The organism is Methylobacterium haplocladii (assembly GCF_007992175.1).
Taxonomy (GTDB): Bacteria; Pseudomonadota; Alphaproteobacteria; order Rhizobiales; family Beijerinckiaceae; genus Methylobacterium; species Methylobacterium haplocladii.
Window position 1 is genome coordinate 1 of the sequence record NZ_BJZT01000065.1, and the last position, 8,273, is coordinate 8,273.

At 62.0% G+C, this 8,273-nt stretch carries 4 protein-coding genes, 7 pseudogenes and 1 other annotated feature; of the genes and pseudogenes, 6 read left to right on the plus strand and 5 right to left on the minus strand.

Going from position 1 to position 8,273, the window contains the following annotated elements; translation table 11 throughout:
• Positions 1-91: 91 nt before the first annotated feature.
• Both MHA02_RS21450 and MHA02_RS21455 read left to right on the plus strand, forming a co-directional pair.
• The gene (locus MHA02_RS21450; RefSeq protein ID WP_147082579.1) at positions 92-322 is read left to right on the plus strand and encodes a transposase; all 231 of its coding nucleotides are present in this window, start codon (positions 92-94) and stop codon (positions 320-322) included.
• Positions 323-361: 39 nt separating this feature from the next.
• Positions 362-772, plus strand: coding sequence for a transposase (locus MHA02_RS21455; protein WP_147082581.1), 411 nt, complete (start codon positions 362-364; stop codon positions 770-772).
• 253 nt (positions 773-1,025) lie between these two features.
• Here MHA02_RS21455 and MHA02_RS21460 read toward each other — a convergent pair.
• Positions 1,026-1,894: pseudogene (locus tag MHA02_RS21460) on the minus strand (IS110 family RNA-guided transposase); the annotation flags it as partial.
• Between the two features lie 50 nt (positions 1,895-1,944).
• Here MHA02_RS21460 and MHA02_RS21465 point away from each other — a divergent pair.
• Positions 1,945-3,173, plus strand: a protein-coding gene (locus MHA02_RS21465) for an IS3 family transposase (RefSeq protein ID WP_147082585.1) whose coding sequence is annotated in 2 segments (ribosomal slippage) — positions 1,945-2,233 and positions 2,233-3,173 — 1,230 coding nt in all. Because the reading frame shifts where the segments join, the coding sequence is not laid out codon by codon here.
• Positions 2,226-2,342: a sequence feature (AL1L pseudoknot), on the plus strand. Its footprint overlaps the gene before it by 117 nt.
• A gap of 42 nt (positions 3,174-3,215) precedes the next feature.
• On the opposite strand, the pseudogene MHA02_RS22775 reads toward MHA02_RS21465, so the two are convergent.
• Together MHA02_RS22775 and MHA02_RS21475 are read right to left on the minus strand one after the other, a co-directional pair.
• Positions 3,216-3,407 (minus strand): annotated as a pseudogene (locus MHA02_RS22775) (IS630 family transposase); the annotation flags it as partial.
• Positions 3,408-3,556: 149 nt separating this feature from the next.
• Positions 3,557-3,719: pseudogene (locus MHA02_RS21475) on the minus strand (IS5/IS1182 family transposase); the annotation flags it as partial.
• 210 nt (positions 3,720-3,929) lie between these two features.
• Between MHA02_RS21475 and MHA02_RS21480 the strand changes: the two are divergent.
• Entirely contained in the window at positions 3,930-5,255 is a 1,326-nt protein-coding gene (locus MHA02_RS21480; protein WP_147082583.1) for a hypothetical protein, read from the plus strand.
• Positions 5,256-5,431: 176 nt separating this feature from the next.
• Here MHA02_RS21480 and istB read toward each other — a convergent pair.
• Both istB and MHA02_RS21490 read right to left on the minus strand, forming a co-directional pair.
• Positions 5,432-6,287 (minus strand): annotated as a pseudogene (gene istB / locus MHA02_RS21485) (IS21-like element helper ATPase IstB).
• Positions 6,284-6,724, minus strand: a pseudogene (locus MHA02_RS21490) (IS21 family transposase); the annotation flags it as partial. The pseudogenes istB and MHA02_RS21490, both read right to left, overlap by 4 nt.
• Between MHA02_RS21490 and tnpC the strand changes: the two are divergent.
• Both tnpC and MHA02_RS22780 read left to right on the plus strand, forming a co-directional pair.
• Positions 6,724-8,010, plus strand: a pseudogene (tnpC, locus tag MHA02_RS21495) (IS66 family transposase); the annotation flags it as partial. The pseudogenes MHA02_RS21490 and tnpC sit on opposite strands and share 1 nt — an antisense overlap.
• Positions 8,011-8,013: 3 nt before the next feature.
• Positions 8,014-8,271, plus strand: a pseudogene (locus tag MHA02_RS22780) (IS630 family transposase); the annotation flags it as partial.
• Between the last annotated feature and the right edge of the window lie 2 nt (positions 8,272-8,273).

Below are 8,273 nucleotides of genomic sequence, written 5' to 3' on the forward strand. Positions count from 1 at the left end.
GTTAGTGCCTGTTTGAGCCCCTCGGCCGGCCGTCCCCATCTGTCTTGTGTGCAAACACGAATTCCGCCTGGCGGGGCGGACTGGAGAGCAGATGTGGACGGACCGACATCGGACGCGTCATGAGGCGCGTCTGAAGGACATGGTGCTGCAGGCGGGCTTGGACGAGGTGACCCGCTTCGTGGAGCGGGCAGATCCGCCAGGCAGTCCGAGCGCGACGCCTGCGCGCCAGGTGCTGGCAGCGATTGCCTGGCACCTGCGGGTCGGCGGCGCGTGGCGGGCGCTGCCGGCGGGCTTTCCGCCCTGGCGTACGGTCTACGGCTGATTTAGGCGCTGGATCGCGAAGGGCCTGTTCGAGGACCTGATGCGGGCTCAGGCCCGCCGACAGCGACGGCGTTGCGGACGAAGGCCCAAGCCGCGACTGGCGATCGTCGACACGCAGAGCATCAAGTGCATCGGCGTGCGCGGGCCGCGCGGCTATGACGGAGCCAAGAAGCTGGTCGGGCGTAAACGCGTGGCCCTGGTCGATGCCGAAGGCCATATCCTGGCGCTCGCCGTCGTGCCGGCGAACGTGCAGGATCGCGACACGCTGCCCGCCCTCGATGACGGCAAGGAGACGTGGCCCAGCCTGCGTCTGGCAATCTTCGACGGGGCCTTCACGGCCGAGCGCTGCCAGGAATGGTGCCTCGTCCATGGCATGCGCCACCGCGTTGTCGAGAAGCAACCGGATCAGAAGGGCTTCGTCGTCTTGGAGCGGCGCTGGGTCGTTGTTTGATCGTGTTGCAAGCGTCAAGTCGGATGAGAGCGGCCACCGCCGGATCGTGGTTGTTTCCGCGGTCGGCCCTTTCGACCGCCGCACCCTGCGTCTAGAAGCGGGGCTCACCATGTCGAGCGCGCGGTCCGGTTCGACACCGGCCGCAAGACCCAACCCGGGATGGCCCTGCTCGCGTCCCGGCGGGGACGCCCCTGTCCGCCTCACCCCGGCGGATCTCGTCAAACGGCTCTCGTGTGCCCTGGCGGCTCGTGCCTCACGCGGCCGCTGCCGGCCACGGCTGGAATGGCGTGCCCGCGCGCCACATCGCGTGCAGCACGACGGCGAGCTTGCGCGCCACCGCGACGGCAGCGTGCTTGAACCCCATGCGCTCAGCGAGGGCACGCCCCCATGCCTTCAGGGCCGAGTCCTGCCGCACGCGCACCAGCAGGCTTGCCGCCGCCTCGAACAGGTAGGTCCGCATCAGCCGGTCGCCGCGGCGCGAGATCCCGCCCGTCCGGTCGATCTCGCCGGACTGATGGCGTGCCGGCGTCAGACCGAGATAGGCTCCGACGGATCGCGAGTGGCGGAAGTGCTCGGGCGCCTCGATGGCGGCCGCGAAGCTCGTGGCGACGATGACCCCGACGCCAGGACAGGTCATCAGCAGGCGGCAGGTGGCGTCGCCCTTGGCCAAGGCGATGAGCCGCCGATCCAGGACACCGATCTGACCGCGCACGGCGCGCCACGCCGCCAGGAGCGGTTCGACGATGACGTCGACGGTCGGACGGGCCGCGATGAGCTCGTGCACCCGGTTCTCGAAGGCACGGCCCGCCCCTTTACCGGCCATCAGGCCGAACGTCTTGAGGGTGCTGCGAACTTGGTTGGACAGGTCGACCGCCAGCCCATGAGCTGCGCCCGGGCGCCGACGAGATGGCGGACGGCATGGGCGGCGTAGCTTTTGACCCGCGCTTCACGGTACCAGCCCATGCGCACTAGCTGCGCCAACGTCTCGGCGTCGCGCGCATCGGTCTTGTTCCGCTGCAGGGCGGTGGCGGCGCGCGCATGCCGCGCGTCCAGGCAGACGATGGGCAGGCCGAGCGCCTTGCAGGTGTGATAGAGCCAGGGGGTGAGCGGTCCCGTTTCCAGTGAACCGCCCCAGGATTTTCGGAGGCTCCCACTCTTGCGAGGATGGAGCCATGACAAAGCGAACAGCACCCTTTTCCCCTGAGGTGCGTGAACGCGCTGTGCGGATGGTGTTGGAACACCAGGGCGAGCACGACTCTCAATACGGTGCGATCCGTTCGATTGCCGCCAAGATCGGCTGCTCGGGTGAGACGTTGCGGAATTGGGTACGCCAAGCCAAGCGGGACCAGGGCCAACGAGCGGGTCCGACCACGGACGAGCGCGAGCGGATCAAGGCGCGGGAGCGGGAGGTTCGCGAACTCCGGCAGGCCAACGAGATCCTGAGAAAAGCATCGGCGTATTTTGCCCAGGCGGAGCTCGACCGCCCGTTCAAGCGATGATCGCGTTCATCGACGATCACCGCGGGGCCTATGGGGTCGAGCCGATCTGCCGCGTGCTGCCGATCGCCCCGTCGACGTATCACGCCCATGTGGCGCGCCGGGCCGATCCCGGTAGGCTGCCGGCCCGATCCAAGCGGGATGCGGTGCTGATGACCGAGATCCGGCGCGTGTACGAGGCGAACTTCTGCGTCTACGGCGTGCGCAAGATCTGGCGGCAGCTCGACCGTGAGGGGATTACGGCGGCTCGTTGCACCATCGCACGGCTGATGCGAGCGATGGGTCTGCAAGGCGTCGTGAGAGGCAAGACAGTCCAGACGACGATCCCTGATCCGGCCACGGCGTGCCCACTCGACCGGGTCAACCGGCAGTTCAAGGCCGCGTGTCCGAACAGGCTGTGGGTCGCGGATTTTACCTACGTCGCCACCTGGGGCGGCTTCGTCTATGCGGCCTTCGTGGTCGATGTCTTCGCTCGCCGGATCGTGGGCTGGCGCGTGTCGCGCTCGGCGCGGGCAGACTTCGTCCTCGATGCCTTGGAGCAGGCGCTGCATGAGCGCCGCCCCTTCGCAGGTAGCGGTCTCGTCTGTCACTCAGACCGTGGATCGCAATACGTGACCATCCGATACACCGAGCGCCTTGCTGAAGCGGGCATCGACCCCTCCGTCGGCAGCGTCGGCGACTCGTACGATAATGCTCTCGCCGAGACGATCATCGGCCTGTTCAAGACCGAGGTCATCCATCGGCGTGGCCCGTGGCGGTCGTTCGAAGCCGTCGAATTCGCCACCCTCGAATGGGTGGATTGGTTCAACCACCGTCGGCTGCTCGAACCCATCGGGAATATCCCTCCCGCCGAGGCCGAAGCGCGCTACTATGCCCAGACCGAGGCGCAAGCCTTGGCCGCATGACCCAAGCCAAATGGCCTCCGGAAAAACCGGGGCGGTTCAGTCCTGCCAGCGCCAGACCACTGTCTTTTTTACGCCTGCCTCACGCACGATCGCGTGCGTGCCGAGCCCATCGGCGCTCAGCAGCACGATACGGGCGCGCCAGACGTGCTTCTGCGGCGTGTTTCAATCCGCGACCAGGGCCTCCAGCCGAAGGCGATCCGAGGCGGCAAGCCTGAAAGAATTACCACTGCGCATCCCGCCAGACTCGCAGAGCGCGGCCCAAACTAAACACCTAACGGACAACAGTCAGGGCCCAACCACATGTAGCGCAGAGACGAATGTGGCCGCACGCGGTTGTCGTTATCTGAATGCCTTCGCCACTTGGTCTGACGTCGGCTTCGGGAAGGATGCGATGGGGGTTTGGACGTTCTGCGTGTTACTGCACGAGCGAGATCGGGTCGGAACACTTCGAAGGCGACGATGACGTTCAGCCGATACAGCGCGTCGCCCTTGGCCGAGTGATCCTTAAGGCGTAGATCCACCTGAAAAACCGGGCTGACCGCGTATCGCAACACCTCGCAACCACAGACGCCATCACTACGAACTGCCAAAATCGGCGAGGCTTTTCGAGGTCTCGAATTGTAATGCAACTACGAGACCGCGCAGGATGCGAAACCTCTGGCCTAGAAATAGCGGCTACGATAAGACAGCGGTATCGAAAGACCGTTTTCAATTTCCTAGCAAGACAGATGAAAATACTCGGCTCGGAGAAGCTTGATGAAAACTAGCGCAGTGTTGCTTTGCGATATAACTCACGAGAAAGGGGTAGGATTGGTCGATACTTGGTTTCTCGAAAGCCCAAGAGGAATTTTACAGATAGCCGACAATGACCCAAATCTTTTATTGAAGGGGTGGATTCTTACTAAAGAGCCGGCAAATGTCAGAATTGTAGTCCAAGATAAATGGTCGCCTATGATGAAATTTGAATTGAATACGGTCCGCCATGATGTTATGGAAAAAATTCTTAGGCTTGAATTTGTTAGTGATATTTCAGCTACATGTGGATTCGAGTACTATATACCTCATTTTGGAAATAACTTAGAGTTCGGATTTGAAGTTGACGATGAAATATATTGGATATATTCTGTTCGATTTGAAAGTACAGAAATGGCTTGCGAGGGCAGAAATGGCTGGTTATATCTAGCTAATGATTCAAATAACAGTCGCGAGCAATACGAAGGCAATGCACTGATCGATAAATCCAACATTGATAAATGGAATAAATATTTCATAGATTGTAAAAATTATTTGATCTCGAATAATATTGCCGGCTGTTTTTTTCCAGCGCCAGCAAAAGAGTTTTTTACCCAAGAATATTGTCCTTGGCAAAGGGGAGCTAAAACTATTGTTGAGCAGTTATCTTCACAAATCAATCAACAGGGATTGGGCATATGTGTCGAAACAATCATCGGGGACGAGCAACATCTTTGTTTCTGGCAAGGAGACACTCATCTGTCGGATTATGGTAATACCAAGTTATTAAACGCAATATTCATTCATTTTGGGTTTAATGAAAAAATAAATGCCACATATCTGATAAATCAAAGCTCGGGTGATCTCGGATCAAAATTTTCTCCGCCCAGATTTTTTGCGAAACTGGAAATCGCTTCCGGTTTACCAGAGTATCGTATACTATTTGATAATGGTATAACAAACCGCGGTCATATACTAATTATCGAAAGAGCTGAAAAGAAATTCGGACGATCTTGTGTCGTATTTGGTGGCTCATCTGCAATATATCAGTCAAGATTGCTTTTATCAGGATTCGACAGAGTAATAATAATTGAAAATTGGGGCAGTTTGGATCGTGATATCATTAAAATAGAGAAGCCGACACACGTAATACTTCAATCTAGCTTGAGATTCATGCTTCGAGCGGCATCATCTAACATCGATATCAAAATTGATATATTCAAGAAAATTTCTGAGATGACGGAAGTCGAGAGACGCGATCTCCGATCGCGGATGGAGGCAATCCATGAAATTACACATCCTGCTTACCGCAATTTTATGTTGCAGGCCCTAGATAACGATCTATCTTAACATGACTTCAATTCAGTAAAATTTGATGCTAGCTTTCGCGCTAATTTGGTAGAATATAAAGAGCTGACCAATTCCAGGCCGCTGTGGCAGAGTCAAACTAGGCCAGTGGCGGCCGGCCGCCTGAACGATGAAGGGTCCGATCGGGCCCCTTCATCGTTCGTTGCCGACATTGAAGCTCAGGCCGGCAGGATCTCGCCCGCCTCGGGATCGTGGGGAGCGGTCGTGGCCTGGTTTTGCTCCGCCCTGCCATCGCCGCGGCTACGTCGGCTGCGGGAGGATTCGAGGCGGTAGCTGTCGCCGTTCAGGCTCAGAATGCTGACGTGATAGGTCAACCGGTCGAGCAGTGCGCCGGTGAGCCGCTCCGAGCCCAGGACGGAGGTCCAATCCTCGAACGGCAGGTTCGAGGTCACCACGGTGGAGCCACGCTCGTAGCGATGCGAGAAGGTCTACAACAGCAACTCGGCCCCCGTCGCGGACAGCGGCACGTAGCCAAGCTCGTCGACGATCAGGAGCTTCACCGCGGCCAGTTCGCGCTGAAGCCGGACGGTGCTCGTCGTGGGCCTCCAGAAGCCGGTTGACCAATGAGGCCGCGGTGGTGAACGCGACCGAGAAGCCCTGTCTCGCAAGCCGCTAGGCCGAGAGCCAAGGCGATGTGGCTCTTGCCGGTGCCGGAGTTGCCGAGTGCGATGACGTTCTCCCAGCCGAGGATGTAGCCGCAGCGAGCGAGCTCCAGCACGAGCATCTTCTTCTTCAGGCTCGGGATCGCGGGGAAGTCGAAGGTGTCAAGGCTCTTCACCGCCGGGAACCGCTCCGACTGGATCCGGCGTTCGACCATGCGCCGCTCCCGATCGATGAGTTCCAGCTCGATCAGGCGGAGCAGATAGCGCGGATGGTCGATGCCGCCCTGGGCACACTCCCGGGCATCTGGTCGTGCTCGCGCAGCACCGTGGGCAGCTTCAACTGCTTGAGGTGGTGGGCGAGCAGGCTCGCCGGTGTGCCGCCCGGCATCGTCTCGTCACCCGCCGCGCTCATGCCGCCGCCGCCGGCACCAGCACCGTGTAGGCGGCGGCCACGGTCGTCCTCACTATGGTCCTCGGCAGATGCGGATAGGCCGCCAGGTCGAGCCGGGGCGGTCGGCGTTCCAGCCGGGCCAGCGCGATCAGCTTGACCGCGTCGAAGCCGATCGCCCCGAGCCGGATCGCCTGGGTGACGGCCGGAGCTACATCGTCTTTCGGCATCGCCTCCATCAGGCGCAGCACCTGGATGAACTCGCAATTGCCGCGGTTACCCATGCGCGCCTCCAGAAGGTGGCGCAGGTGCTGGAACGCCTCGGGCAGATCCCAGCCCTGGCGTGCGGCCGCCTGGTCGAGAGCGTTCGGTTTGGTCTCGATCATCGCGAGGTCATGCAGCGGATTGGAGACGAACACGCCGGTACTGTCGTTCCTCAGGGGCCGGGCGATCTCGATGCCGCGCCCGCCGGCGCCGCGCCAACCGCGGCGCGCTGCCTGCTCACCTGCCGCAAGTCGAGAGGGTGATCGACCTCGACGACCGCACTTGCCGCTGTTGCCGCGGCGACCTCCACGTCATCGGCGCAGATGTCGCTGAGCGCCTCGACGTCGTGCCGGCCCAGTTCCGGGTCGTCGTCACCCGCCGGCCGCAGTATGCCTGCCGGGCGTGCGAGGACGTGATCGTGCAGGCTCCCGCGCCCGCCCGGCTGATCGAGGGCGGGATCCCGACCGAAGCGAGCGTGGCGCACGTGCTGGTGTCCAAGTACGCCGACCACCTGCCGCTCTACCGGCAGGCGCAGATCTACGCCCGTCAGGGCGTGAACCTCGACCGCTCGACGCTGGCCGACTGGGTGGGCAAGGCGGCCTTCCTGCTGCGGCCGGTCCACGCTCGGTTGTTCGAACGGCTGAAGGCGTCGGACCGGCTGTTTGCCGACGAGACGACCGCGCCGGTGCTCGATCCGGGCCGCGGCCAGACCAAGACCGGCCAGCTGTTCGCCTACGCCCGCGACGACCGGCCCTGGGGCGGCCTCGACCCGCCCGGCGTGGCCTACCTGTACGCGCCCGACCGCAAGGCCGAACATCCGATCCGCCACCTCGCCGGCTTCAAGGGCATGCTGCAGGTCGATGGCTACGCGGGCTACAAGGTCCTGGCTGCGCGCAACGGCGTGAGCTTGGCCTTCTGCTGGGCACACGTGCGCCGCCGGTTCTACGAATTGGCCAAGGCCGGCCCGGCGCCGATCGCAACCGAGGCGCTCGCCCGCATCGCCGAACTCTACCAGATCGAGGGCGAGATCCGCGGGCGCTCACCCGACGAGCGGCGGGCCGTGCGTCGGGACCGCAGCCGGCCGATCATGGCGGCCCTGGAGCCGTGGCTCACCGCCAAGCTCGGGTTGATCAGCCAGAAGAGCAAGCTCGCCGAGGCGATCCGCTACGCGCTCAGTCGCTGGGCCGGCCTGTCCTGCTTCCTCGACGATGGTCGCGTCGAGATCGACAACAACATGGTCGAGCGGGTGATCCGGCCGCTGGCCTTGACGAGGAAGAACGCGCTGTTTGCCGGCTCGGACGGCGGGGCCGGGCATTGGGCGGTCGTCGCTTCGCTGGTCGAGACATGCAAGCTGAACGAGGTCGAGCCGCAGACCTACCTGACCGACGTGATCGTCCGCATCGTCGCCGGCCACCTGGAGAGGAACCTCGACGACCTGCTGCCCTGGGCCCACGCTCCGCAGCCCCTCAAGGCCGTGGCCTGACGACGACGCTTACGCTGGACTTGTCCCTTCACCCCGATCTCAGCCTCGTGGCTCAATACCGTCGAGGGCTTCTTCGCCAAGCTCACAAAACGCCGCCTCCAGCGCGGCGTGTTCGGATCGCTGATCGAGGTGCAGGCGGCCATCAAGCGCTTCATCGCCGAGAGCAACGGTAACCCGAAGCCGTTCGTCTGGACCGCCGACCCGGATCGCATCATCCAATCCGCAAGGCGCGGGGACCACGTGTTAGGCTCGCACCACTAGAT